This window comes from Gloeomargarita sp. SRBZ-1_bins_9 (assembly GCA_039794565.1).
Classification (GTDB): domain Bacteria; phylum Cyanobacteriota; class Cyanobacteriia; order Gloeomargaritales; family Gloeomargaritaceae; genus Gloeomargarita.
The window spans coordinates 66,569-91,718 of the sequence record JAUQVX010000005.1; the positions used below are offsets into that span (position 1 = coordinate 66,569).

At 61.4% G+C, this 25,150-nt stretch carries 29 protein-coding genes and 3 tRNA genes; 20 read left to right on the forward strand and 12 right to left on the reverse strand.

What is annotated here, in order from left to right; all coding sequences use genetic code 11:
* Nucleotides 1-36 precede the first annotated feature (36 nt).
* The 4 genes from Q6L55_06465 (at nt 37) to Q6L55_06480 (ending at nt 2,301) form a co-directional block, all read left to right on the forward strand.
* On the forward strand, nt 37-615 hold the full coding sequence (locus tag Q6L55_06465; protein MEN9258353.1) for a pentapeptide repeat-containing protein: 579 nt from the start codon (nt 37-39) through the stop codon (nt 613-615).
* Between the two features lie 80 nt (nt 616-695).
* Nucleotides 696-1,751, forward strand: a complete 1,056-nt coding sequence (gene hrcA / locus Q6L55_06470) for a heat-inducible transcriptional repressor HrcA (GenBank protein MEN9258354.1) — start codon at nt 696-698, stop codon at nt 1,749-1,751.
* 2 nt (nt 1,752-1,753) lie between these two features.
* Nucleotides 1,754-1,909: a hypothetical protein gene (locus tag Q6L55_06475; protein ID MEN9258355.1), complete on the forward strand. Its 156-nt coding sequence runs from the start codon at nt 1,754-1,756 to the stop codon at nt 1,907-1,909.
* A 35-nt stretch (nt 1,910-1,944) separates the two neighbouring features.
* Nucleotides 1,945-2,301 carry a Nif11-like leader peptide family natural product precursor gene (locus tag Q6L55_06480; protein ID MEN9258356.1) on the forward strand — a complete coding sequence of 119 codons (357 nt, stop codon included), beginning with the start codon at nt 1,945-1,947 and terminating at the stop codon, nt 2,299-2,301.
* Here Q6L55_06480 and Q6L55_06485 read toward each other — a convergent pair.
* The 3 genes from Q6L55_06485 to cobS all read right to left on the reverse strand — a co-directional run bounded on the left by Q6L55_06485 (nt 2,294) and on the right by cobS (nt 4,957).
* Nucleotides 2,294-2,569: a hypothetical protein gene (locus Q6L55_06485; GenBank protein MEN9258357.1), complete on the reverse strand. Its 276-nt coding sequence runs from the start codon at nt 2,567-2,569 to the stop codon at nt 2,294-2,296. The genes Q6L55_06480 and Q6L55_06485 overlap by 8 nt on opposite strands.
* A 75-nt stretch (nt 2,570-2,644) precedes the next feature.
* The gene (locus Q6L55_06490; protein ID MEN9258358.1) at nt 2,645-4,177 is read right to left on the reverse strand and encodes an Hsp70 family protein; all 1,533 of its coding nucleotides are present in this window, start codon (nt 4,175-4,177) and stop codon (nt 2,645-2,647) included.
* Nucleotides 4,178-4,201: 24 nt separating this feature from the next.
* Entirely contained in the window at nt 4,202-4,957 is a 756-nt protein-coding gene (cobS, locus tag Q6L55_06495; protein MEN9258359.1) for an adenosylcobinamide-GDP ribazoletransferase, read from the reverse strand.
* Between the two features lie 47 nt (nt 4,958-5,004).
* On the opposite strand from cobS, the gene petG reads away from it, so the two are divergent.
* The gene (petG, locus tag Q6L55_06500) at nt 5,005-5,103 is read left to right on the forward strand and encodes a cytochrome b6-f complex subunit PetG (protein MEN9258360.1); all 99 of its coding nucleotides are present in this window, start codon (nt 5,005-5,007) and stop codon (nt 5,101-5,103) included.
* Here the strand turns inward: petG and Q6L55_06505 are convergent, their stop codons facing one another.
* From Q6L55_06505 to Q6L55_06520, 4 genes are read right to left on the reverse strand one after another with little or no spacing between them, the layout of a single operon-like run.
* Nucleotides 5,104-5,583, reverse strand: coding sequence for an RsmD family RNA methyltransferase (locus tag Q6L55_06505; GenBank protein MEN9258361.1), 480 nt, complete (start codon nt 5,581-5,583; stop codon nt 5,104-5,106).
* 6 nt (nt 5,584-5,589) lie between these two features.
* A complete protein-coding gene (gene mreD / locus Q6L55_06510) occupies nt 5,590-6,084 on the reverse strand; it encodes a rod shape-determining protein MreD (protein MEN9258362.1) in 495 nt (164 codons plus the stop codon).
* A 7-nt stretch (nt 6,085-6,091) separates the two neighbouring features.
* Entirely contained in the window at nt 6,092-6,853 is a 762-nt protein-coding gene (gene mreC / locus Q6L55_06515; GenBank protein MEN9258363.1) for a rod shape-determining protein MreC, read from the reverse strand.
* A 43-nt stretch (nt 6,854-6,896) separates the two neighbouring features.
* Nucleotides 6,897-7,919: a rod shape-determining protein gene (locus Q6L55_06520; protein MEN9258364.1), complete on the reverse strand. Its 1,023-nt coding sequence runs from the start codon at nt 7,917-7,919 to the stop codon at nt 6,897-6,899.
* A gap of 125 nt (nt 7,920-8,044) precedes the next feature.
* Between Q6L55_06520 and Q6L55_06525 the strand changes: the two genes are divergently transcribed.
* Nucleotides 8,045-8,740, forward strand: a complete 696-nt coding sequence (locus Q6L55_06525) for a Crp/Fnr family transcriptional regulator (protein ID MEN9258365.1) — start codon at nt 8,045-8,047, stop codon at nt 8,738-8,740.
* A gap of 29 nt (nt 8,741-8,769) precedes the next feature.
* Complete coding sequence (locus Q6L55_06530; GenBank protein ID MEN9258366.1) at nt 8,770-10,098, forward strand: hypothetical protein; 1,329 nt, start codon at nt 8,770-8,772, stop codon at nt 10,096-10,098.
* Here the strand turns inward: Q6L55_06530 and pstC are convergent.
* The 3 genes from pstC to Q6L55_06545 are packed head-to-tail and all read right to left on the reverse strand — an operon-like array spanning nt 10,049 to nt 11,836.
* Nucleotides 10,049-10,969: a phosphate ABC transporter permease subunit PstC gene (gene pstC, locus Q6L55_06535; protein MEN9258367.1), complete on the reverse strand. Its 921-nt coding sequence runs from the start codon at nt 10,967-10,969 to the stop codon at nt 10,049-10,051. The genes Q6L55_06530 and pstC overlap by 50 nt on opposite strands.
* Nucleotides 10,962-11,243 carry a DUF3082 domain-containing protein gene (locus Q6L55_06540; protein ID MEN9258368.1) on the reverse strand — a complete coding sequence of 94 codons (282 nt, stop codon included), beginning with the start codon at nt 11,241-11,243 and terminating at the stop codon, nt 10,962-10,964. The genes pstC and Q6L55_06540 overlap by 8 nt, the downstream gene beginning before the upstream one ends.
* Entirely contained in the window at nt 11,240-11,836 is a 597-nt protein-coding gene (locus Q6L55_06545) for a hypothetical protein (protein MEN9258369.1), read from the reverse strand. The genes Q6L55_06540 and Q6L55_06545 overlap by 4 nt, the downstream gene beginning before the upstream one ends.
* 62 nt (nt 11,837-11,898) lie before the next feature.
* On the opposite strand from Q6L55_06545, the gene Q6L55_06550 reads away from it, so the two are divergent.
* From Q6L55_06550 to Q6L55_06560, 3 genes are all read left to right on the forward strand, one after another.
* A tRNA-Ser gene (locus Q6L55_06550) sits at nt 11,899-11,990 on the forward strand.
* Between the two features lie 20 nt (nt 11,991-12,010).
* Nucleotides 12,011-12,493, forward strand: coding sequence for a Tic20 family protein (locus Q6L55_06555; protein MEN9258370.1), 483 nt, complete (start codon nt 12,011-12,013; stop codon nt 12,491-12,493).
* Nucleotides 12,493-13,803, forward strand: a complete 1,311-nt coding sequence (locus Q6L55_06560) for an FAD-dependent oxidoreductase (protein ID MEN9258371.1) — start codon at nt 12,493-12,495, stop codon at nt 13,801-13,803. Before Q6L55_06555 ends, Q6L55_06560 begins: the two co-directional genes overlap by 1 nt.
* Here the strand turns inward: Q6L55_06560 and crtD are convergent.
* Entirely contained in the window at nt 13,775-15,286 is a 1,512-nt protein-coding gene (crtD, locus tag Q6L55_06565) for a C-3',4' desaturase CrtD (protein MEN9258372.1), read from the reverse strand. The genes Q6L55_06560 and crtD overlap by 29 nt on opposite strands.
* Before the next feature lie 181 nt (nt 15,287-15,467).
* On the opposite strand from crtD, the gene Q6L55_06570 reads away from it, so the two are divergent.
* From Q6L55_06570 to nuoK, 4 genes are all read left to right on the forward strand, one after another.
* Nucleotides 15,468-15,680 carry a hypothetical protein gene (locus tag Q6L55_06570; GenBank protein MEN9258373.1) on the forward strand — a complete coding sequence of 71 codons (213 nt, stop codon included), beginning with the start codon at nt 15,468-15,470 and terminating at the stop codon, nt 15,678-15,680.
* 154 nt (nt 15,681-15,834) lie between these two features.
* Nucleotides 15,835-16,455, forward strand: a complete 621-nt coding sequence (locus tag Q6L55_06575) for a class II aldolase/adducin family protein (GenBank protein ID MEN9258374.1) — start codon at nt 15,835-15,837, stop codon at nt 16,453-16,455.
* A gap of 15 nt (nt 16,456-16,470) precedes the next feature.
* Nucleotides 16,471-16,551 (forward strand) — tRNA-Leu (locus Q6L55_06580).
* An 80-nt stretch (nt 16,552-16,631) separates the two neighbouring features.
* Nucleotides 16,632-16,943, forward strand: a complete 312-nt coding sequence (gene nuoK, locus Q6L55_06585) for an NADH-quinone oxidoreductase subunit NuoK (GenBank protein ID MEN9258375.1) — start codon at nt 16,632-16,634, stop codon at nt 16,941-16,943.
* A gap of 186 nt (nt 16,944-17,129) precedes the next feature.
* Here nuoK and Q6L55_06590 read toward each other — a convergent pair whose 3' ends face one another.
* Nucleotides 17,130-19,319: a hypothetical protein gene (locus Q6L55_06590; protein MEN9258376.1), complete on the reverse strand. Its 2,190-nt coding sequence runs from the start codon at nt 19,317-19,319 to the stop codon at nt 17,130-17,132.
* A gap of 128 nt (nt 19,320-19,447) precedes the next feature.
* Here Q6L55_06590 and psbZ point away from each other — a divergent pair, with 128 nt between their 5' ends.
* The 6 genes from psbZ (at nt 19,448) to Q6L55_06620 (ending at nt 25,150) form a co-directional block, all read left to right on the forward strand.
* On the forward strand, nt 19,448-19,636 hold the full coding sequence (gene psbZ / locus Q6L55_06595) for a photosystem II reaction center protein PsbZ (GenBank protein ID MEN9258377.1): 189 nt from the start codon (nt 19,448-19,450) through the stop codon (nt 19,634-19,636).
* Nucleotides 19,636-20,163, forward strand: coding sequence for a 6,7-dimethyl-8-ribityllumazine synthase (gene ribH, locus Q6L55_06600; protein ID MEN9258378.1), 528 nt, complete (start codon nt 19,636-19,638; stop codon nt 20,161-20,163). Before psbZ ends, ribH begins: the two co-directional genes overlap by 1 nt.
* Before the next feature lie 37 nt (nt 20,164-20,200).
* Nucleotides 20,201-20,272: transfer RNA gene (locus Q6L55_06605), tRNA-Gly, on the forward strand.
* Nucleotides 20,273-21,041: 769 nt separating this feature from the next.
* Nucleotides 21,042-21,884, forward strand: coding sequence for an ABC transporter substrate-binding protein (locus Q6L55_06610; GenBank protein MEN9258379.1), 843 nt, complete (start codon nt 21,042-21,044; stop codon nt 21,882-21,884).
* A 33-nt stretch (nt 21,885-21,917) separates the two neighbouring features.
* Nucleotides 21,918-24,164, forward strand: coding sequence for a TonB-dependent hemoglobin/transferrin/lactoferrin family receptor (locus Q6L55_06615; GenBank protein MEN9258380.1), 2,247 nt, complete (start codon nt 21,918-21,920; stop codon nt 24,162-24,164).
* 2 nt (nt 24,165-24,166) lie between these two features.
* Entirely contained in the window at nt 24,167-25,150 is a 984-nt protein-coding gene (locus Q6L55_06620; GenBank protein MEN9258381.1) for an iron ABC transporter permease, read from the forward strand.

The following is a 25,150-nucleotide window of genomic DNA, read 5'->3' on the forward strand; positions in this document are numbered from 1 at the left end:
CACCATCTGGCCCCCCAGGTCCCTAAAAGGGGTAAGATGACGGTGGCCGAGCAAATTCATCGCTCCTGTACCGGTTGCCTGGGGAGTGTAGGTATGGGACGGCTAAGGGGCTGGTGGATCGCTTTGGTATTGCTGGTGGCCTGCGGACGGTCGGTGGATTTACAGACCTTACAGACGACGGGGCGCTGTCTCAACTGTCAACTGCGGGGCGCTCCCCTGGCAGGACAGATGCTCAAGGGGGTGATTCTCACAGGGAGCAATCTGGCGGGCGCGGACCTGCAACAGGCGGTGCTGACGGAGGCCGACCTGCGGCGGGTGAACCTCCGGGGGGCGGACTTGCGGGGGGCAAATTTGGAGGGCGCTAACCTGGGAGAGGCGGATTTGATGGGGGCGAATCTGCAGGGGGCGAATCTACGGCAGGCCAATTTGTTCCGGGCGCACCTGCGGCAGGCCAATCTCCAGGGGGCGGACCTGCGCCAGGCGGTGTTGTTCGGGGCCGATTTGCGGGAAACCCAATTGACCCAGGCGGACCTGGTGGGGGCCAATTATAGCGACGCGACCCAGTTTCCCCCCGGCTTTGACCCAGTCGGTCAACTGATGGAGCGGGTGAAGTAGCTTGCCGAGCTGCCGGCCCATTGGGCATCATGGTAGGTAATTGACAAAAGTGCCAAGATAAGCAGGGATAACAAACGCCGATGACCCAAGGGGTGGAACTCACGGAACGGCAACGGCAGGTGTTGCAGGCAACGGTGGAACACTATGTGGCCACGGGCGAACCGGTGGGTTCCCGCACCTTGATGACGCACTATGGGATTCCGGCCAGCCCGGCAACCATCCGCCAAGCCATGGGACGGCTGGAACAGGCGGGTTTGCTTTACCAACCCCACACCTCGGCCGGTCGGATTCCGTCGGATTTGGGCTACCGGCAGTATGTGAACTGGTTGCTCCACAGGGATACCCTACCAGTGGCGTCCCTGGGGTCTTATCTGCCCTCGCCGGAGGCAGTTGACCACTGGGAAGGGGTATTGCGCCAGGCGGCCCAGTTGTTGGCCCAGTTGAGCGGTTCGATTATCCTGGTGACCCGGCCCCAACCCCGCAGCGCCCGCTTGAAGTATCTCCGGTTAGTGGCGCTAGGGGAACGGGTGGCCCTGATGGTGGTCCTGGAGGGGGAACGGGTGGAGTCAACCCTGCTGGATTGGACGCCCCCGACGTGGGTGGAGGTAGATTCGGCCTTGGATATGGTGGGGCAGTTTCTGAACCATCACCTGCAGGGGCTGACCCTGGCGGAAATTGTGACGCTAGACTGGGGCAAGCTGGAGCGGGAATTTGCGGCCTATGGGGATTGGCTCCGGACGCTGGTGCCCCCCTTGACCCAGCAATTGCGCGCCTGGGGACGGCCCACCTCCACGGCACCTTTATTGATCAGCGGGGTGGCGGAGGCCCTGCGGCGTCAACCAGAATTTCAACAGGCCAGCCAAGTGCAACCGGTGGTGGAAACCCTGGAAAGGGACCAGGAACGGCTGGGGGCTTTGCTCTGGGACGAACAATCGCCGGTGCAGGTCATTATCGGCCAAGAAAACCCCCTGGAATCCATGCGCCTGTGTAGCCTGGTGTCCACCATGTATCGGCAAGAGGGGGTGCCGGTGGGGTCGGTGGCGATCCTGGGGCCAAAACGGATGCCCTATGGCCGGATGATTGGCCTGGTTCAGGCGGCAGCTGCCTATGTTTCCCAGGTTCTGGAGAGCAATTGACCATGCAACGGGGCCGCCTGACCGCTCTCGTTACGGGGGTGATCGCCATTTTGCTGGGGGTGCTGTACCTGGCGGTGGCCTGGCTGTTGGATAGCCGCGGTCCCCTACAACCGCTGCCTACGGACGAATTGGGGAGCCTGTTGCATCTCTACTTCTGATACAGTGAAGGAGGGAACGGCCAGGGTGGATTGCCATGACCCCAGCAGAAATCCAAACCTTTCTCGAAGAGGTGCTGCAGGACCCGGCGCGGCAAGAACGCTTGCGGGGGTTGACTGACCCGGAGGCCCTGGCGCAGGTGATCGCGGAATTAGCTAGGGAGGCAGGCTTCCAGGTGACACTAGCGGAGGTACAAGCGGCTTTGGGGACCGAGACCCCGCCCCCCGACCGCTCCCAAATGACCATCGCCGAGCTGATGCAGGAATGCCGCACCGAGCAGACCATGACCCTGTGGACGGAAGAGATAGACGGACGGGTGACCGGCCTGGTTTTCGCCGCCGCCAATCCCCATCCCCTACTGGTGCGCCTCTTCCGCCTGCTGGTGCCTAATTAACCCCGAATTGTTGGAGGATCTGCCACACCAGGTAGGAGTTTTTGAACAACTGCGTCCAGAAGGCCCCAAACAACACGGCGGCCAGTAGGACACCGTTGAGGAACCGGCCTACCTCCGGGTTGTAGCCCAAAACATTGTCCTCGCGGCTGGCGGTGAAAAACAAGGACCAGGCTTGGGTGGCCGTGATCCGCTCGAAGTTGTTGAACCCAGGCCGAAACACCACTGGCCCCAACAACGCCGGATTCCGAAACTCTAAATCGGTACGCATAACACCGCCTCCTCGGACGAACCGTCACTTTGTAAATAAATGTAACAAGTTCTTTACAAATTGTCAAGGTAGGGGTCAAGTCAGGGTGAGGATGGGTTGGTCTTGGCAGAGGAGGTGGCCGGTGTGCAGGTCGCGGGCGGTAAGGCAGAGTTGGCGGTTGTCGTTAACCCGAAAAGCCAGGTGCAGGCGGTCTTCCCCGGGTTGACCAGGGGGGTCCAGGGGTAGGTGCAGGGCCTCATGGAGGATTTGCACGGTGGGGTCCTGGGCGGCACCACGAAGGACGAGACGGCCATTTTCCCAGTACACGGCACCTTGGCCAGTGGGATGGCTCAGTTCCCCTAAAACCAGTTCCACGGCGGGTTGGTCGGGTTGGGAAGCGCCCAGCACCAATTCCACGGGTTCAGGGCTGGGGTACGGATGACCGGCGGGAATCAGTTCGTGCCAGTGGTGGCCCTTGCGGCGTTTGTCCCAGTAGCGTAACCCGTAGCTGTGGTAGAGGAAATCCCGGATGGGGGCGCTTAGGTTCAATCCCAAGGCCCCGTAGGCCACTACCGCCAGGGAGCGTTGATGGTGGATCTTGGCAGGCGGGAAATAGGTTTGTAACCACTGGCGCACCGCCGGCATTTGGCTCATGCCCCCCACCAGCAGTACGGCGTCCACATCCCGTGGTCGGTAGCCCTGCACCCGCGCCTGTGCCCACAGGTATTCCATGACTGCTGTCAACTGCTCAAAAAACTGGTGTTGCCGCAGGATGTGGTCGAGTTCGGTGCGCTCCAGCAACCAGGACTGGGTGGCGCCGGTGCGGTGGTCAAAGTAAATCTGGTGGCTGCTGGGCTGGTCGGACAGTTGAATCTTTAGGCGCTCGGCAATCGCCAGGGTCAAGGGGATGTCATCGCCGGCTGTCAACCCCTGCCTGCGCACCAGGTAGTCAAAAATCCAGCGGTCAATATCGGCGCCCCCCAGGTTCACACCGGCCTTGGCTATCACCTGGGCTTGGCTGCTCCGCTGGCGGTGGTCAAACTCCCGGTCGCCCCAACGGATAATCCAACCCAAGTGGGTGCGCGTTCCCGGTCGTTGCAGTTGCACCAAGGCCAAGTCCAAGGTGCCGCCCCCCCCATCCACCACCAGCACCAGGTCGCTGTCGGCTACTCCGTACCCTAGGGCCGCCGCCGTGGGTTCATCCAGCAAGCGCATCTGGGGGACTTGCCAGGTCCGGGCGAGGGCCGTCAACCATTGGCGGTAGGGTTCAAAGGCATCCACTGGCGCGGTCAGCACCAGGGCATTGAGGGAGTAGTTCTGCTGCTGTAGGCCCTGCAGGAGGCGTTGGAGAAACCCGGCCCCGACTCCTTTGGCGTCCTCATCCCCCTGTAAAATGGCCCGTTTGAAGTGGTGGTACACCGGCGCCTGGGGGAATCGTTGCAGGTACTGGCGCACCTGGTGGCCGTACAACACTGTGGGGGGGTCCCCCGGCACCTCACACACCAGGGTCGGGATCAGGCCGTCGGGTTGGGAGAGGCCCGGTAACGTCAGCATTTCCGGTTGACCCGTCACCGGCGACCGGCGGGCTATGACCGTATTGCTGCTGCCAAAATCGAGGGCGTAGTCCATCCCTGTCGTCAACCCACCGGTTTTCTATGATAGGGGCTGGTCCAGGGGCAGAGCCGTCAGGGCACACCAGCACAGGGCCTCAACCCATTCCACCACGGCGCCGTAGGTATCCCCGGTGTGGCCCCCCAGTTGGCGATACAGGACAAAGCCGACCCCCAGTGCCAAACCGCACCCCCATCCGGTCAAGGCCAAGGGCCAGAGCCAGCCATGACCCACACAGCCCCACAGCCCGGCCCAGAGCAGCAAAGCCGCCAATCCCGGCAACCAGGGGCGGGCCCCACCCGTTGGTTGGGGGATGGCTCCTTTCCCCTCCCGCCGCAGGTAGGGATAAAAGCTCATGGCCGCCACCTGCCCCCAGCGACTCCAGCCCATCACCCCCGTTAACAACCAGAAGCGGGCCACCGGCAAATGCCCCAGGGCCAGGATTTTCAACATCAGCACCAGGCAACCGGCCATCACCCCATAGGCCCCCGTGTGACTCTCCCGCATCACCTCTAAACGCCGTTGTGGGTCGGTCACCCCTAGCCCGTCCGCCGTGTCGATGACCCCATCCAGATGCAGGCCGCCGGTCAAGCCCACCTGGGCCGCCACCAACAACCCACTGCGAGGTAGGAGGGGCATGGCGGAGAGCAACCCATCAATACCGGCCAGGACAGCCCCTAGCCCCAACCCCACCACGGGTGCCCACACCGCTACCCCCTGCACTTCCGCTCCCCTGGGGGTTGGCAAGATGGTGTAGAAGGCCACTGCCCCCCAAAATCGCCGCCACAGACGACCCACTGCGGTACAATAGCCAGATGACTTTCCCACCCTAACAGGTCGAAGCGATGATTGAACCGTTGGTGTTGAGTATTGTTCTAGGGCTGGTGCCGGTGACCATTGCCGGTCTGCTGGTGGCGGCCTACATCCAGTACAAGCGGGATTAACTAACTCGCCAGGCGGTAGAAACTCAACACCGTATCGCCGTAGGTCCGCTGCTGGACGCGCACCAGGTGTTGCACATGGTCGGGCAGGGGCACATGCCGGTGGTGTTCAACCGCCAACTCCCCATCGGACGCCAGTAATCGGTGGGTCAGGATGGCCTCGAGCACCGGTCCATATAACCCACTGGCGTAGGGGGGGTCAAAGTAGATCAGGTCAAAGGCGGTCTGGAGATGGCGCAGGCAACCCGGTAAATGGCCCTGCATGACGATAAAGTCTTCCTGGTTGGCCTGGGGGGCAAGCGCGCGAATCGCTCTGGCGGAACTATCAACGGCGACCACCAAACGGGCACCGGCCTGGCGGGCTGCAAGGGCAATGGCCCCCGTCCCAGTACACAAATCCAGAAAAGTGGCCCCCGGGAGTTGGGCGCGCCAGATGTTCACCAGTGCTGCCCGTACCTTAGCGGTCGTGGGGCGAATGGGCATCCCCATCTAATCCCGTTGCCACAGGCGGCTCAAGGGCACATAGACCAGGGGCGCCCAGAGGCTACTCAAAATCGCCGAAGCCAAGGCCAACCGCTGATGGTCTAGCCAAATCTGCCCCAAGGGACGCTGGCCCACCACCATCCACTGCACCGCCATCACCGTTTCCGCAATCGGGGCCATGGTAAACACGATCAACGCCACCGAAATAAAGTCCTCCTGGATCAAGCGGTCTTTCTGCAACAGGGCCGTCAAAAAACCCACCACCCCCAAACTCAACCCGTGGGAGGGCCACCACCCTACGCCGGGATTCACCAGCCCATCCTGCATCACCCCCAACGTAACGCCGGCCACCAACCCCTGCCACGGGGTGCGCTTGACACTCCAGGCCACCACCCAAATCAAGGGCCAATCGGGGGCAATCCCCGCCAATTCCATCCCCGGCCAGCGCAACGGCAACAACGCCAAGGCCACCACCGCCGACACCACCGTAGTCGCCACCACCCGGCCGTTAGGGATCCATGAGTTCAGCCGACTTCTGACCATAGGAATGCAACAGGACCCACTCCAGCCGTTCGATGGGGGCATTCAATTGCACCGTTGCCCGGGGCGCCGGCATGGCTCGCCAGTCAATGCTCTCCACCTTGCCCACCGGAATCCCCGGCGGAAAGATGGTGCTAAAGGGGGACGTGACCAGGGCATCCCCCGGCTTGACATCCGGATTCTTATCGAAAAACTCCACCACCAACTGCTCCGTACCCTGTCCCACCAATACCCCCATTGCCCGGGACCGGCTGACCATTACCCCCACCTTGCTACTGGGGTCCGTCACCAATAACACCCGGCTGGTGGAAGGGGTCACATCCAAAACCCGACCGACTAGACCCCCTGGCGCCAACACCACCGTCCCCACCGTGATCCCCCTGTTGCTCCCCTCGCCCACCCACAGTTGCTGCCACCAGTGCCCAGGGCTGCGCCCCACCACCGCCGCCGCCACCGTCGCCAGGGGCATTTGCTGCCGATAAACCAGCAACTGCTGCAACTGCCGGTTTTGGGTTTGCAACTCCTGCACCCGCATCTCCAGCTCCAGCACCCGCGCATCCGTCAAATGGGTATCTGGGACCTGTCGCCCCCACAGCCCGCGATACAGCTCCCGGATCAACCACGCCTGGGTTGTCTGTAGGTAAATTCCTGTAGCGACCACCCCCACCCCCGCCATCAACTGTAGGGCATAACGCTGCCACCAACGCTGGAGGAACGCGAACCGGTTCATGGTTGTCCGCCGCAAACTGCCCCTATCCTACACCGACCTCGGCCTAACCGGAACGACTGCTAAACACCCGCTCTAGGCCCCGGGAACTTTCTAGGACCTTACCCGTTCCCAGCACCACACAATTGAGCGGCTCCGGCGCCACGTGCACCACGATGCCCGTCTCATGGCTAATCAGGGTATCCAAACCCCGCAGCAGCGCCCCACCCCCGGCCAGCATAATCCCCCGGTCCACAATGTCAGCAGCCAACTCCGGCGGCGTCCGTTCCAGGGTGCGCTTGACCGCATCCACGATTACCGCCAGGGGTTCCGCCATACTCTCGCGCACCTCCGCCGCCTTAATCGTCACCGTCCGGGGCAATCCCGACAACAGGTGCAACCCCCGTACCTCCACCACCTGGTCATCGTTGCCCACAGGATAAGCGGAACCCGCATCAATCTTGATGTCCTCGGCAGTGCGCTCCCCGATCACCAGGTTATGCACCTTCTTCATGTAGTTCATAATGGCTTCGCTGAGTTCATCGCCGGCCACCCGCACCGATTCGCTCAGCACCACCCCCTGCAAACTCAGCACCGCCACCTCCGTCGTGCCGCCGCCGATGTCCACGATCATGTTGCCAATCGGTTGATCCACCGGCAGGCCAGCCCCAATCGCTGCCGCCACCGGCTCATCAATCAAATCCACCTTGCGCGCCCCCGCCCGCATCGCCGCATCGATCACCGCCCGACGTTCTACCCCCGTCACACCGCTGGGAATGCCAATCACAATGCGCGGCTGGGCCAGGGAACGTCCCCCATGCACTCGGCGGATGAAATGCTTGAGCATCAATTCCGCGGTATCGAAGTCGGCGATCACCCCATCCCGCAAAGGCCGGACCGCCACCACATTACCTGGCGTGCGCCCCAGCATCCGTTTGGCATCCTCCCCTACCGCCAGGGGAATTTTCTGCTCCTGGTCAATGGCGACTACCGACGGCTCCTGCAAAACCACGCCCCGCCCAGCGACGTAAACCAACGTGTTGGCCGTCCCCAGGTCAATGCCCATGTCCCGCGAAAAGCGACTGAACAAACCCACGACTGGCGTCCCCCGGTTCTGCCTACGTCACAGCGCATTTTAACAGAATTTGGGGCTGGGCTTGTGGGGGTCACCTTTGCTGCCAAAATGGAAGTGAACTTCCCTGGTCTGACCCGGCCATGTCCGCCCCACCGATTCCAGAGCTGCTCAACGCCACCCTGTTGTTCCACAACCTGCCTCCCAAACTGGTACAACGGGCCAGTCAACGGCTGGTGGTCCGGCACCACAACCCCGGTGTGACCCTGTTGCTCGAGCAGGACTGGGGCGATGCGGTGTATTTGCTCATCCAGGGCTGGGTGAAAATTCAGACCCGCAGCCGGGAAGGGCGGACCATCATTCTCAACATCCTGGGGCCAGGGAACCTCTTTGGGGAAATGGCCAGCCTAGAGTCCTCGCCCCGTTCCAGCGATGTGGTGACCCTCACTCCCGTGACGGTGGGCATTATCCCGGCGGAGGACTTTGGGGAATTACTCAACCGGGAACCCCAAGTGGGCTTTCGCCTGGCCCAGTTGCTGGTCAAGCGCATCCAACAACTCAACCGCCGGTTACAGGTGAGAGAATCCAATAGCAGCGTTCGGTTAGCGGATGTGTTGTTATTTTTGGCGGAAGGACAAGGGCAGGTGCAGACAGGGGGTGTAGTGATTCCCCAGTTGCCCCATCGGGAACTCGGCAGTCTCTGCGGCCTCAGTCGGGAAACCGTCACCCGCGTGCTGAAAAAACTGGAGCAGGAGGGATTGATTCTGCGGGCTGATCCTGACCATTTTCGGATCCCTGACCGGCGGCAACTGGAGGCGTTGGTGGACGGCTGTCGCTAAAATGCCAGTACAGACCACGCGCATCAACCATGCCCAAGATTGTCAGCCGCCGGTGCCTCGGCAAAAGACCTGTCTATGATATCGGCGTGGCCCGGGACCATCATTTCCTGCTGGCCAGTGGGTTGATCGCCTCCAACTGCTTCAACAAATCCCACTCCACCGCCTACGCCTACATCACCTACCAGACCGCCTACTTGAAGGCCAACTACCCGGTGGAGTACATGGCGGCCCTACTGTCTTCCCAAATCGGCAACCAGGACAAAATCCAGCGCTACATTGCCACCTGTCAAAGCATGGGGATCCAGGTCGACCCCCCCGACATCAACCGTTCTGACATGCACTTTACCCCCCTCAAGGACAGCCGCAAAATCCTGTTTGGTCTCTCGGCGGTGCGCCATGTGGGGCAGGGAGTCGTAGAACACATTCTCCAGGTGCGCCGGGCTGGACCCTTTCAATCCCTGGCGGACCTGTGCGACCGGGTGGATACCAGCCTAGTGAACCGACGGGCTTTGGAAGCCTTGATCCAGGCGGGCGCCCTGGACAGTTTGCATCCCAACCGGCGGCAAATGCTGGCGGATCTGGAACTGTTATGGGATTGGGCCAACAGCCGCGCCAAGGACCGGGAAGTGGGACAAGCGGATTTGTTTAGTCTCCTGGGCGATGGACTAGCCCCCACCCCCCTGACAACCGCCCCCCAAGCCCCCCCTATTCCCGATTTCTCCCCCCAGGAAAAGCTCCAGTTGGAGAAAGAATTGCTGGGGTTTTACATCTCCGACCATCCCCTCAAATCCCTGAGTCAACGGGCGCAAGTGCTAGCCCCGATCCGTTTAGGTCAGTTGGAACAGGTGCCGACCAATCGCCTGGTGACAGCCCTGGCCCTGGTGACCCACCTCAAACCCATTACCACCAAAAGGGGGGAACGGATGGCGGTGGTCACCCTGGAAGACCTCAGCGGTAGTTGTGAAGCCGTGGTCTTTCCCAACGTTTTTGTCCAGATTGGCGCCCACCTGACCCCGGATCAACCCTTGGTCGTCTGGGGGCGATTAGACGAACGGGATGAGCAGATGCAGTTGATTATCGAGGACGCCCAACCGGCCCACACCGTCCAAATCCTGGAAGTAACCCTGACCCTCGACCAGGCTAGGGATGTGCAGGTTCAAGCGCAACTGCGGGACATCCTCAAGCCCTGGTGCAGGGAAACGGCCCGGATCCCCGTAATTGCCACCCTTGGTCATCCCCTGCAGCCGGTACACGTGCGGTTTGGCCCCCAATTTCGCGTCCAGGATGGACCGGCCACCGCCGATGCCCTTACCCAAGCCGGCTTTCCCGCCCGTTGTCAATCCCTGGTGAGTGGTTAGGCCAAAGCCAGCGGGCCGCCAGATGAATCCCTATCGTCACCCCCAAGAGGACCAGCGCTGCATACATCAAAGCCGCCACCTGCATTCCCTGGGCTTCGGCAAATTGATTGGCCAGCAGGCTGGGCAGGGTACTCCCCGGTTGCCACAGGGAACGGGGCCAGCGATGGGCATTGCCGATCAGCATGGCAACGGCCATGGTTTCCCCTAACGCCCGCGCCAAGGCCAGTAAAATCCCCCCACCAATGCCCAGTCGGGCCGCCGGCAACACAATCCCCAACAGGATGTCCCAGCGGGTTGCCCCCAGGGCCGCCGCCGCCCAGCGATAGGTCTGGGGAACCTGCTGTAAACTACTGCGGGCGACCGCCGCCACCGTCGGCACCACCATAATGGCGAGCACCAAACTGGCGACCCCCACCGACGGGCCAATGGTTTCACCGCCAAACCACTGGGGTTGCCACTTTTGCCAAGCCCGCAACGCCGGCATCAGCACAAAAATTCCCCACAGCCCATACACCACACTGGGAATGGCCGCCAGGACCTCCACCAGCGCCGCTCCCCACCTTTGCCAGCCCGGCCGTAACCAGGGCCACGGTTCCGCCAGGCCAATCGCCACCCCTAACCCCAGGGGAACAGCCAACCCCAGCGCCAGCCCCGTGGTCACCAGGGTCCCCCACAGGGGCGGTCCAATGCCGTATTCCCCCTGCACCGGGTCCCAAACTGCCCCCACCAGAAAGGCCCCCCCGAAGGCCTGGATCGCCGGTAACGCCTGGACCAGTATCGCGGCAGCCATAACCAACCACACCCCCCCGGCCCCTAGGGCGCAAACCGCCGCCAGCAGCACCAAACCCCAGTCACCCAGCCGTTCAGGCATCGGGAGGGGAAACCGCCACCTGCACCGCCAGGATCAACAACCCCACCGTAAAAACACCGAACACCACCACCGCCAATGTTCCCCCACCCACCAGCACCGTCCGCACCACACTGGCCAGGCGCAGCACTAGGGGATTCTGGCTGGGCACGGGATGGGCCGTCAAAGCAAGGACGATAGCCCGGGTCAGCCCCCAGATGGCCAGTCCCAGCCCACCACTGATGGCCGCCCCTGCTAGGCAACGCCCTGGCGTCAAGGGAGGTTGGGTTTCCGTCATAGGGCCAGTTCCTCCTGGAAATAAATCGCGCAAATATCTGCCGGCAGATGGGTCATGAGGGCATCCTGGCCGCGGGAGACCAAAGCCGCCACCTGATCCGGCGCCAAGTCTAACTCCCGACCAATCTGTTCATCCGACCAGCACCCCACCGTTTTGAGGACCATCACCGTGCGCAGGGGCGTGGCCAACTGGTCCAGGGCCTCCTGCAAATAGCACCATAAAGGCGGCGGGGCGGTCAGCAACTGGTAGCGAATCTGCTCGGGCGGCGGTATGTCCACCTGGCTTAACCAATCCCCCGTTCGGTCCACCAGCCAACTCTGTAAGCTAGTTAAATCCGCTGGTGGCGAAAACTCCCGCAATTGTTGGTACAGGTAGCGCCAGGTGGTGGCAAATAGATAATCCGCCTGGACCTGCGTTGGAGCAGCATGGCGCACCAGGCTGTAGATCAACAGGGCATACCGGCAAAATAAGGCCACAAACGCTCGTCCTTGGGTCGGTTCCCCCTGCAACTGCTGCAACAACTCCCGGTCGCTGTGTCCCTGCAACGCCTGGATCAACGGGTGCTGGCATTCACCGAAATCCGGCATTTGCATCCTGTCCACTCCATACGCCCTGGCGCTATGTTATATTACAGGTCTATCGCCAATCCACTCCAGGAGAGGTGGCTGAGTGGTCGAAAGCGGCAGATTGCTAATCTGTTGTACGGCAGGTAACTCCGTACCGCGGGTTCGAATCCCGCCCTCTCCGTTGCCTGGGAGGTATTGATTATGGTATGGCGCCATTCGACCACGGCCCTGGACCGGCTCTGGGCAGCCCTGGTGTATCTGATTCCTCTATACGACGGTTTACTCTACGGCCAGTTTCTCTTTCGCCAGTTTCCCCCTTTGGCTTACCTGGGGTACCCCCTGCTACCCCTAGCCTTGGTCTATAGCGCCTTACCCCTGGGGCTGGGCAGTTTACTAGTCTTTATCCTGTTGTTTGTCGCCGTGGTACGCAACGAGAAAGTGCCCCATTTCATTCGCTTCAACACGATGCAGGCCATTCTGCTGAGCATTGTGCTGACCCTGGTGACCCTGGTGTACAACTTTGTCCTAGCTCCCCTGGTGCAGGGCTTCTTGCAGGAGGTGCTGTTCAACACCGTTTTTCTGGCGGTCTTGGCGGCGGTAGGCTATGGCATGGTGCAGTCGGCGCGGGGACGCTATCCAGAAATCCCGGTGATTGCTGAGGCCAGCTATCTCCAGATCCGGTAATGGCGGTGGACTACAACGTCGTCATCCTGGGCGGGTCGTTGGAGGCCCGATGGGCGGCGTTGTGGGCAAGCCAACAGGGGGCGCGGGTGGCCCTGGTAACGGACGGGGACAGGGACTGGGCCATGGTAGCGGCGGGTTACTGGAGCCGGGTTGGTGTCATCGCCCAGCAGGGACAACAGGCCAGTTGGCTGTGGCCGGGGGGCACCCGAGGACACCCCTCGTGGGAACGGGCGTATCACTGGGTCAAGCACCAGGTTTGGTGTGGCCAGAGCTGTTACGGAGATGGGGCGTTGCTCCAGGCTGGGGTAGATGTGGTGGCCGGTCCGGGGCAATTCATCCTAGAACCCCCGCTAGCCCTGCAAACCCCCCAGCGAACCCTGCGGGCCTGTGGCTACATTGTGGCCCTAATGGGAACGCCCCTGCTGCCGGAAATTCCCGAATGGCGCCGCGTACCGTTTCAGACCGTTGACGACTGGGTTGCTTGGGGCAAACCGCCAGGGCGGGTGGCCATCTGGGGAAATACCCCGGTCGCTGTGGTACTGGCGCAGGCCTGGGCGCGGCTGGGGGTGCCGGTGACCTTTTTCCTGGGGGAATCGCGGCTGCTGCCTTTGGAGGAGGAACTGATCGCCCAACGTTTAACGCGTATCCTGCAGGCGGAGGGGGTGCAGGTGTTGCCCGAAACACCCCTCAAACGGGTGACCCCCCAACCATCAGGAATTCTCCTCGACACTCCCCAAGGTCCCTGGGAAGTAGATACCCTGCTACTGACGACGCCCCCCCATGTCCCCCCCGAACGGCTCGGTGCCGTCGAATTCCGTCGCCGAGGTCCCCATCTCCAGGTCAACCCCTATTTGCAAACCAGCCACCCCCGCATCTACGCCGTCGGCGATGCCATCGGTCATTACCCGGTGCCCGCCGTGCTGGGTTACGGACTGGCCCTGGCCCTGAACAACATCCTTTACCGGCGGCGCCGCCCCGTTTACCGGCAGTTGTCCTGGGTGATTCCCACGGACCCCCTATGGTTGCGCCAGGGCTGGACCGAATCCCAAGCCCGCCAAGCCTATCCCCGTCGCCTCCAGGTGCACACCCAACCCCACCGTAAACGCCTGACCCAGGGCCGAGGTAAAGTATTGGGCTGGCACGCCCTGGATAACACGGACCCGTACAGCCACTTCAGCCGGATGGCCGATCAACATCTCACCTGGGACAGTTGGCGCTGGCTGAGCGGCGTAACCCGCATGCCCTCTGCTCCCCCCGCCACCTGGTGGCGTCGCGCCTGGTTTACGTGGCAGCGGGATAGGACGCCTTAGCTGAACGGGCCATGGCACAGATTTGCTCCACCGCCTGCACCGCGGCATAGCTTACCCCCGCCGTCCCTTCCCCCGGATGCACCGAATCCCCCACCAACCACAGGCCGGCAACGGGTGTACGGGTCGCCAGGGCCAAGGGGCCAAAGGTCCTCACCCGCTGGCCAACGCCCCCCACCATCCCCAGGTGCCGGGCCGTATAGCGGGCAAACGTACGGGGGGTGGCCGCCTCCACATGCACCAGGTGTTCCGGCGACAGGTCAAAAAAAGTGCCCAAGCGGGCCAGCGCCTGTTCCGTGTAGTGCCGTTTCAAAGCAGCATAGTCCCCCTGTTGCCATATCCCCACCGCCGTAAACGACGACGCCACCAGGGTAGCCATCCCCGCCGGCGCCCGCCCATCCCCCGGTTGACTCACGGAAACAAACAGGGAGTTGGTTTCACCGATGGGACCGTTGGCGTCATAGAGAAATTGCAGGTGCATGGGACAACCCGTGGGAATGGCGGCCTGTTGCACCCCCAGGTACACCACAAAAGCGCCGGACGCCGGGGGCAAATGGGTAATACGCCAGCGGTACAACGGCGGCGCCCCCTTCCCCAACAACCGCAATACATCCGGCGCCGTTACATTGGCCACCAGGTGGTCCACCCCTTCATAGCGCCGTTGCCCGTGGGCGTTTTCCACCCAGACCCCTTGCACCCGTCCCCGTTGCACCACAATCTCTGTGACCCGGTGCCGACGTTGGACCCGTCCCCCCCAGCGATGCAGTCCCTGGAGCAACCGCTGGCTGAGCACCTGCATACTGCCCTGGAGATGGAACAACCCCTGGGGTGCATGGGGAATCCCCAACACCGTAGCTCCGTACAACAGCGCCGTCTCATCGGCCTCACACTGGGAGTACAGCTTCAGTTGCATATCCAGAAAAGTCTTGAGCCGCCGCTGGTTCCCCAAGCCCATCAACCGCAACACCTGCCCCACGGTCAACCAAGCAAGCGGCGTGATCAGCAATGTTTCACCATCTAACGCCCCCAGCAGGCGTAACCAATCCCAGAGGGCACGCGGGGGAATCACCGGCTGCCGTTGCTGGAAGCGCCACCCCACGGCAAACAACCAGTCCATCAGTTGCCAAAACCGCTCACTGCCGGGAAATTGCCGTTGTCGTTCCGCCTGCCACTGCTGGGGGTCCCGCCAGACCCGGATGGGGGTTGTTTCACCGGGCAAATACACCGCACAGGCCGGGTCACACCAGCACCCCGTCGGTAAAGCCACCCCCAACTCCGTCAACACCCGGTGATGAATGCCCCCCGGCTCCAGGCCCGCCACCTGGGTCGCTCCCACCTCGAATACAAAGGGTCCCCGCCGGAACGTGGAGGCGCATCCCCCCACCTGGACCGCCTGTTCCCACACCACCACCTCAAAGCCCCGTTTCGCCAACAGCGCCGCCGCCGTTAACCCGCCTATCCCTGCGCCAATGACCCCCACCCGCATCGCCAGTCCGTTACAAAACTTCACTTTTCCTATGGTAGGGTGGGGCTAGGGGTGTTTGGCGATGGGAGGATTCTGTTGCTGTCCCCGGAGATAGGCGTGGCCACCAACCTGGATAACTGGGTGGTCGGGACTACCTATGGACTCCAGCGGCGCCGCATTGGGGTTTGGGCCAATGGTCTGATTGCCCTCTGCAGCTGTGACCGGTGGAGAACACTTGCGCCAGTGGTTGAGCGTCCCGGTGGGTGAACGGTTGGCAGGTGGCGTGTTTTTAGCATTAGCGGCCCTAACCACGGCAGAACTTTTGCGGAGTCAAACCCTGGACAGTTCACCTGGACCCCCGGCGCCGATTTCCCCGGCAGAGGCCTTGCCGTTGGGGGTTTGGGGGCGGGTTTAGCGGGTTTTGCTCCCTGGACTCTAGCCGGTGTTATGGTGGTGTTTAGCTGGCTACCGATTGGGGTGGGGCAATGGTTGGGTCGTCATCTCGGCGCCCATATCCGGCCCGACTGGACCCATGGGACGGCGGCCATGGTTTTCTTGGGGGCTGGTCTATGGGAAGTGCTCCACAGCCTGAAGGGGTCATCAAATATCGGGTGCGCCACCAGGCAGGACCGCCCATCCCCTGGGACCTGGTGACCGAGTTAGAGCAGTGGCGACAAAGGCTGCGGGCGCAGGGGTGGTTAGGTCAGTATCCCGACGGCCTGAGCTACGGCAATGTCAGTCAGCGCCATCCCCAGGGGGGCTTGGTGATTACGGCGACCCAGGTAGCCCATCGCCCCCAGCTCACGGCGCAAGATTACGTCCATGTCACGGCCTATGACCCGGCCACCCACACCCTCACCGTCGTTGGTCCCCTAGCCGCCAGCAGCGAAGCGCCGACCCACTGGGCGATATACGACCTGCATCCTGACATCCAGGTGGTGTTTCACATTCATTCGCCCGACCTATGGCGACGGTTGTTACAGGAGCCGGGAGTTCCCTGTACTGCCCCTGATATTCCCTACGGCACCCAGGCGATGGCCCAGGCAATCCGCCGCCTCTATCCCCCGGACATTGACCCCTTTGCCCATCCCTGCTTCGTCATGGCCGGCCACGCAGATGGGGTGTTTAGTTTTGGTCGCACAGCCCGCCAAGCCGGTCAGGCCCTGATGCAATGGTTGACCGCGTGTTAGACTAGAAGTCTGAATGCGGATGTGGCGGAACTGGTATACGCGCACGTTTGAGGGGCGTGTGGCTTTGCCATGCGAGTTCGAGTCTCGCCATCCGCACTTAACGAATAGGGTTTTCCCTGGCTGCAACACCAGCTGTGCGTTATCATGACTAGCAGTCAGTGATGGAATTAGGGGCAATGGTTTTACAACTGCAATACTTTTTGCTGCTGGCGGCTGCCTTGTTTTGCATTGGCATTTACGGCCTAGTGACCAGCCGGAATGCGGTGCGGGTTTTAATGTCGGTGGAATTGATGTTGAATGCGGTGAACTTGAATTTTATTGCCTTTGCCAATTACCTCGACCCGGCGGATATTAAAGGTCAGGTTTTTTCGATTTTTGTGATTACAGTTGCCGCCGCGGAAGCCGCTGTGGGTTTGGCGATTGTGTTAGCCATTTACCGCAACCGGGAGACGGTGGATATGGAACGATTTAACCTACTCAAGTGGTAATGGCCGTCATTAGTTATTGTCTGAGGGATGTTGTGAGTTAGTGTTGTGTCAGTTGTGATAGTGGTACTAACAGCGGTGACTGCTTAGCGCAAGATGAAGGTAGTGCTACGTGCGGACTGAGGCACATTTTGTGACCAACAGCGCTATACCCCTATCAGCCAGCACCCACAGGCGTTTTACTTGCAGTCAGGTCAGCAATTGCCGCACGCGCTGGACAATGGCCTCGGCGCTCAAGTCATTGTAGGCCAGCAGTTGGTCTGGGGAAGCGGCCGTTTCGCCCCGACGCCACCCCACGGCATCTCGCCGGGACACCCGGGCGCGCAGGAGTACCGGTTCCAAGGTGCACACCGGCCCCCCGCTAATCCCCAACAGCGCATCGCCCCCAAATAGCCCCTGAAACGTGGACTCGTCCATGAAATCGCCATCGGGTTCGGCGCAGGTGGACCAGGCAATATCCGTGGGACGATACAACCGCCGCAGGTTCACCAGACTGACCACCCGCGTGCCGAGGCCCTGGGCATTGAGCTGCGCTGCCGCCACCAATACCGGTATCAACACCATATCCCCCACCACCGCCAGCACCACCAGGGGGTTCCCCGGCGTCTCCTGCAGGACTATCGCCCCCTGGGTCACGGCCTGTTGCGCCTGGGTCCATGTGGTGCGAATGGGCAAGGGGGTTTTACTGGCAAAGATGGCGATGCCTTTGTTGGAAGTGGTGACGGCCCACAGGTAAGCCGCCTGGGCGCAATGGGCATCCGGGGGAAACAGGGGGTACACATTGCCGTTGCGCATCAAAGCCATGTAGTAGGCCTCGATTTCTGGGCGCTGGTGAGTCCAACCGTTGCGTCCCTGCTCCAAAGCTCCCGCCGTAAACAGGGCAACCGTCGAGGGGGTAGGCCGCCGCAGTTCTGCCATCGCCTGGGTCACCGTCTGCCAGATGGGTAGGCCATTGATGGCAAAGGATTCATAGGAACACCACAGGGACCGTCCCCCCAGCAAACAGACCGCCGCCGCCAGACCCGCGCAGGCATCCTCGCTCAGGGGTTCGTACACCTGCCCCTGGGGGGACTGGTTATACAGGGGGTCCACCGTCGGGTGAATGACCTTCAGGCCCTGATTGATATTGGCTATCCCGGAAGCTTCGTTGCCATCGGCGTTGGTGACCAAAAACTTAGGGTCGCTTTGCCCAAGTTGCACCACCAGCTTGCCCACCGCCGTTGTGGCCACCTGCTTTTCCCCCATGGGCCATTCCTGATGGACCAACCCCGGCAACGGGGGCAAGGGTCGCACCGATTCCGTGACCGCTACCTGGGCTGCCGGACCACCCCCTGCCCGCCGGAAATTCTCCCGCACCAGGTCCCAAGCCTCCACCGGTAACGCCCGCTGTTGCAGGGCCTGGACAATATCCGGGTTCTCTAGGGTGTGCTGGGCGTAGAGATTATGGGCTTTGGCCCCCCGGGCGTGAACCCCAGCCCCCTTCAACTGCTTAAGGATAAATACTGTCAATTGCCCCCCCAGGGCACTTTGCGCTGCCTGATCCAGACCACTGAGGACCGCCTCGGTAAAGCGTAACCGCTGGCCAAAGCTAAATCGGGTGCTGTCCACGTAATCCCCCGGTTGCCCCTGGTCGTCAAAGTCTTTCGCATCCACTAGAAAGACAGCCTCAAACCCGTGGGCCTGCCAATAACGGGTCATCCAGGTGTTATCTACGGTGGCATTCATGCTGTGGTGCTCCTGGCTGTAGCCGTTCCAGACCAGGATGGGCAAAAAATTCGTCACCCGGGGAAACGCCGTGTGGAAGTGCAAAAAGCTACTCATGACGTAGGGTTCCCCTAGCCCCCCATCCCCAATCGTCACCGGGAACAGTACATCTGGGTAGAGATAGGCTCCCGCCATAGCAAAATGCTGCCCTTGACCCAGGGGACCCGCCGGCCCAATCACCCCAGGAATCGCCCCTGACAGGTGCCCTAACAACCCATGCATTTCCCGGAACCGCGCCCGCAAATCCGCCACCGTGCGAATCCCCATCTGTTCCAGGGACCCATCCAAAAACAAAGCCGCATAAAACCCCGGCGCGTGATGGCCCACTTCGGTGGGGATATTTTTGTACCCCAACATGAACAGGGCGGCGATGGCTTCGGCGCAACTGGCAAAGCCCCCCGGGTGTCCTGAGGCCTTACTGGCGGTCATTTGCAGCACCAGGTAGCGCAACGCGTCAGCGGCCAGCAGGGTTTGGTAAACCGCCTGGGGGTCCTGGGGGTCGGCAATGCGGCCGGTAGTGGCGTTGACTGCCGGTTGTTGGCCATAATGGGACCAATCCGGCCATGCAGCCCCCAAATAATCAATGCCTTGCCAGCAGTCCGTTGCGACAGTCATCGTCCCTACCTTAGCCGCTTCAATTATTGAGCATTGTAGTATTGCCGAGGCAATCCGGCGAGGAGGAAGTTGCGGACGACCCAGTTTTTGATAGCCTGATAGATGGGCTGTGTTGGGAGTTAACAGCAATGACGATTTTGTTTCAGGGACTGGTGTTGTTGCTGGTGCTGTTGACCTTTGTGATGGTGGTGGCGGTGCCGGTGGTCCTAGCGACCCCCGGGGAATGGCAGCGCTACCAACGACTGGTCTATCTGGGCGCCGGCGTCTGGGTTTTGCTGATCTTTGCCATTGGTCTGATGGATGTCTTTATCGTCTGATGGCCGTCTTTGAAGGGACCTTTACCGAAGTTGACCGTCTCCGGCTGGCCATTGTCATTGGGCGGTTCAACGACCTAATTGCCGGCAAGCTGCTGGAGGGTTGTCGGGATGCCCTGCAACGGCACGGGGTGAACCTGGAGACGCAGGTGGATTATTTCTGGGTGCCGGGCAGCTTTGAAATTCCGGTGGTGGCCCACCAGTTGGCCCAAAGCCAGCGCTACGATGCGGTCATCTGCTTGGGGGCGGTCATTCGTGGCGATACCCCCCACTTTGAGTACGTCGCCGCCGAAGTCGCTAAGGGCATCGCCGCCGCCAGTTTCCAGACCGGGGTACCGGTCATTTTTGGGGTGCTGACCACCGATAACCTACAACAGGCCATCGAACGCGCCGGCGTCAAGAGCAACAAAGGCTGGGAATACGCCATGAACGCCCTGGAGATGGCCAGTTTGATGCGCCAGGTGCGGCAGTTGCGCCCGGCCTATACCCCATCGCTGCCCCGGGTAGCAGACCTCCCCGATGCCCGTTGACAGGGACACCCAACTCGCTAGAATAGATGAAGCGACTGCGGGCATAGCTCAGTGGTAGAGCGTCACCTTGCCAAGGTGAATGTCGCGCGTTCGAATCGCGTTGCCCGCTCTGGGGGTAGGGATAGGTAGTTACAGTTGGGCGCAAGTCCTCGGGCCGAAGCTCCGGTGGCTTGACTGACTTAACCCCGTTTTGGGTAGGCAGGTTCCACAAATATTGCTGCACTCATGGCAATTTCCATAGGCTGTTTCGCAGCTGTGGATAAGTGGTCTAGCGCCCGCCGTCACCCGGACACCCTGTTTCCTCTGGCCAGAGGGGGTTCCTGGGTTCTCTCGCCATTGTCTGACAGCCCCATTGACCGGCCCGCCCGCTTTGGACGCAGACCCCAGAACTACGGTTGTCACCCGTGCACCCCGCCGAGTGGCGGATTCCCCCGCAGCTGTAGTAGCGCACCCATTCCCAAACGCTGCGTGACCTATTCCCCTATGAACCGGAGGTGTCAGTACGCCAGTCATTTTTCCCGGACACAGGGACGATCAACCTGCGGGGCGTGGGAAGCCGGCGCATCCTGGGCTTCATAGACGGCATACGTTTGCCCTAGACGCCAAGCCATGGATAATCCGGGCAATCACTTGGCACATAACTTGCTATAGCTAACTGGCCAACCCGCCCTTGAGGGCTTAATAGCTGAGCCATTGCATCGGGCAGACCCAGGAAGAATCAGGCCTGGAGTTAGAGATGCCACGCGCCGATCCAACCGGGCAAGGTCTCCGCTCACCAGGATCATGCAAAAGCAAACAAATTAGACGCTATGTTTGTTGCTTTTGACTTTTGTTTGCAATAAACTGGGGGTAAGTTTTAGCGATTGAGGTTCAGGAAGATGGGAAGATGGGTGCGCCGGGGTGTACTGGCGTTAGGGCTGGTATTGGCTGGTGCGACGGCTGTGGTCGGACAACCCTATCGGCGGATTGTGGCGCTGACGTCCTTAACCGCCGACATGGTGCACCGGTTGGATCGGCAACGGCTGGTGGGGGTGCCGGGGAGTTCGCTTTTGGCCCAGCAGCCGGAGTTGGCCCGTTTGCCGCGGGTGAGTGAGGGACGGTTGCAGCCGAGTCTGGAGCGGATTGTGGCCCTGCAACCGGATGCAGTGGTGGGCGCCAGTGCGTTTCACGAAACTACCGCGCAACGCTTGCAATCTCTAGGGATTGCCACCCACTTGGTGGATGTTCGGCGCTGGGAGGACCTGGAAACGGTAACCCGCCAGTTGGCCGCCTTAACGGGAACCAGCCCCGATCCCTTGCTCCGGCTGTTTCGCGCCTTACCAGCCCCGAAACCGGCTCGACATCGCCGGGTCCTGGTGCTGGTGAGTGACCGGCCCATTTTGACACCTAATCGCGATAGTTGGGCAGGTTCCCTGCTGGAGCGTTTTCATTTGCGTAATCTAGCGGCGGACTTGCAGGGACGGTCGCCGTTCCAGGGATACATCACCCTATCGCCGGAGCAGGTGCTGCGCCTGGACCCGGAGGTGCTCATCCTGGTGGGAGGGCCGGGGGAAAATCCTTGGCCGCGCTGGCAGTCCCAATCGTTTTGGCGGCGGTTGCAGGCGGTGCGCCAGGGGCAGGTGTACGTGATGGACTACTACGGGCTGGTAAACCCCGGCAGTGTGGCGGCCATCCAGCAGGCGGCTCGGCAGTTGCAGGCGATTGCCCAGGGACGGCGCTAGGTCTTTGTTACCAACGAACAGTGGAGGTGTGGGATGAACGGTCAACGTTATGTCTGGATGGGTGGTTTACTGGTGTGGGGAGGGATGGGGGGTGTGGCACTAGCGGCCCGGCCCTGTCCTTTGTGGCATGAGGGAACGGCAGCCTTTTCCCGCCATTGTCTGGTGGCCCAGGCGGAGGACATCGAAATCACGGTGACGGGAACGCGCACGCCCCGGGAGGCGCAGCAATCCCCTAGCTCGGTGACGGTTATTGACCGGCAGGAGATTGAGCGTGATAATGTCCAGACGCCCCAGGATTTATTGCGTTACCAGCCGAATGTATCAGCGCCCTTTTCGTCCCGCTATGGCACGCTGAACTTCAATATCCGGGGTCTAGAGGGTAACCGGGTGCTGTTGCAGGTGGATGGGATTCGCTTGCCAGGGGAGTTTGAACTGGGACCCATTCGCATCGGGCGTGATTTTGTGGACCTGAGTACCCTCAAGCAGGTGGAAATTCTCAAGGGGCCGGGTTCGGCGCTGTATGGTTCGGATGCCTTGGGGGGTGTGGTGACCTTTACCACCGTTGACCCGGAGGATTTGCTGGCGATTACCGGGCGGGATACGTATTTTCAGATTTCTCCCAATTATACGAGCGCCAATTCCGCCAGTAACCAGCGGGGGGGGGTGGCGTTTCGCTCTGGACCGGTGTCGGGGGTGGCCCTCTATACCCGGCGGGATTTTCGCGAACCGAATCGTCTAGGGGATGCTCGCTTCCATGACCGGCAATCTGGGGAAAGCAATAACTACTTCGGTAAGCTGGTGCTGCGCGTAGGCGATGGCCACACTGTGAAATTCACCACTGATTTCCTGGACCGGTCACTGACCACGCGATTCTCACCAGCCAACATCCTCGAGGAAACCCGGTCACGGCTGGTGCGGCGATTGACGTCCCAGGTGCGCACCCAACGCCAGCGGGTGAGTTTGGAATATGATTTCCAAAACCCGGAGACCGGCTGGCTGCAGGGGGCTAAGGTGTTGCTTTACTACCAAAACACTGAGGTTCCCGAAGCGACATTTGAAGACCGGGGGCGCTTCATCCGGCGTTCGACGGGGAATTTCCTGGAACGCATCGCGGGCGCCAGTGTGCAGTTTTCTAGCCCATTGCGCACGGGGGCGGTAGAGCACCTGTTGACCTACGGGGTGGATTTTTCCCTGCAGCGCAATGAACGTCCCCGCGACAAAATCCAGGTGGACCGGCTAACGGGGGCGGTGACGCGGCAGCGGATCCCGGAAAATTTCCCGCTGAAGGATTTCCCGGACTCGGACACGTTGCGGCTGGGGATTTTTGTCCAGGATGAGATGCAAATAGGGGAAAGCTGGAGTCTGATTCCGGGATTGCGGTTTGACTTTTATCGCTTGACGGCCAGCCCGGACCGGGATTTTCTGCGGAATCTTCCGGCGGGGATCCGTACAGCCAATTTTGAGGCCATCAGTTTTTCCCCCCGTTTGGGCTTGGTGTGGCAGTTTGCACCGGGGTTTAACTTGTTTGCCCAATACGCGCGGGGGTTCCGGGCGCCCACCTACGACGAGGTCAACAGTGGCTTTGCCAATACGGTAACTTTTCCGGCCTACTACGTGGAGCCGAACCCGGACCTGAAGGCGGAAACCAGCGATGGGTTTGAATTGGGGTTCCGCGGCCGGTCGGACCGGGGACGGTTTACCTTGGCGGCCTTTTACAACACCTACCGCAATTTCATCGAAAAATTTGCCTTCGCGGGTTTTACCACCCTGCCGGGGATTCGGGGGCCGGTGTTGCGGTTTCGTTCCCGGAATGCGGCCCGGGCGCGGATTTATGGGGTGGAATTTAGCGGCGAGTATCGGTTCCTGGAAGACCCCTTTGCCCTGAGTGTGTTTGGGTCCCTGGGCTATGCGGTGGGGGATGACCTGACCAATGACCGACCCCTGGCAACGGTGGATCCCTTGAAGGCGGTGGCGGGTTTGCGGTTCCGGGGCCAAGAGGACCGCTGGGGGGTAGAACTGGTGAGCACGTTGGTGGGACGTCCCCGGGTGCCGGAGCCGGCTGTCTTTCTGGTGCCCCGGGGCTATACCCGTTTGGACCTGTTGGGCTACTGGCGCATTACGCCCCTGGTGTCGCTCAATGTGGGGATTTTCAATCTCACCAACACCAAATACTTTGAGTACGCTGACTTGCGCAATTTCCCCCGGGCGGATGCGTTTCGGGTGGACCGCCTGGCGCAACCGGGCACGAATATTTCGGTGGGGGTTAATTGGCAGTTTTAGGGATGAAATGTAAGGCGCGACCGCTGGGGGGACTGCTAGGGTTAACGCTGCTGCTGGCGGGGGTGGCCGTTTTTGCCCTAGGGCTGGGGTCGGTGCCCATGACGGCGGCTCAGGTGGTCCGGGCGTTGTGGGGCCGGGGGGAAGAACTCCATCAAACGATTATCTGGGAGTTGCGTTTGCCCCGGGTGCTGTTGGGGATGGGGGTGGGGGCGGCCCTGGGGACGGCGGGGGCGCTGATGCAGGGGATGTTGCGCAACCCCTTGGCGGACCCCTATTTGCTGGGTATAGCGGCGGGGGCGGGCCTGGCGGCGGTGCTTCCTTTGGTGCGGGGGGTGGCGTTGGCGTGGATTCCCCTGGTGGCCTGGCTGGGCAGTGTCCTGGCGGCGCTAGTGGTCTATGGATTGGCCTGGCAGCGGGGGCAATTGGCCATCACGCGCTTGATTTTGGCGGGGGTGGCGGTGAGCGCCTTTTTGGGGTCTCTGACGACGCTGTTGCTGCTGGGGGCTGATGACCGGGTGCAAATCGCCCTGAATTGGCTGGTGGGGAGTTTGAACGGGCGTGGTTGGGAGGAGGTGCAGGTGATGGCGGGGCCGGTGCTGGGGGGATTGCTGGCGGCGCTGCCCTGGGGTCGGACGCTGGATGGGTTGGGTTTGGGGGAAGAGCGGGCGCAGAGTTTGGGGATTTCCCTGGTCAGGGCGCGGGTGGGGATTGGACTGACGGCGACCTGGTTGACGGCAGCGGTGGTAAGCGTGAGTGGGTTGATTGGGTTTGTGGGCCTGATGGTGCCCCACCTGGTGCGTCTGCTGGGGATAAACAGTTATCGCTGGCTGGTTCCCTGGGCGGCGGTGATGGGGGCGCTGGTGCTGACAACGGCGGATACGTTGGGGCGCTTGGGGGCTGTAGAACTTCCCGTCGGAGCCATTACAGCCCTGATGGGGGCGCCCTTTTTTATCGGCCTGCTGTACCAGCGAGAAGGGGGAGCCTAA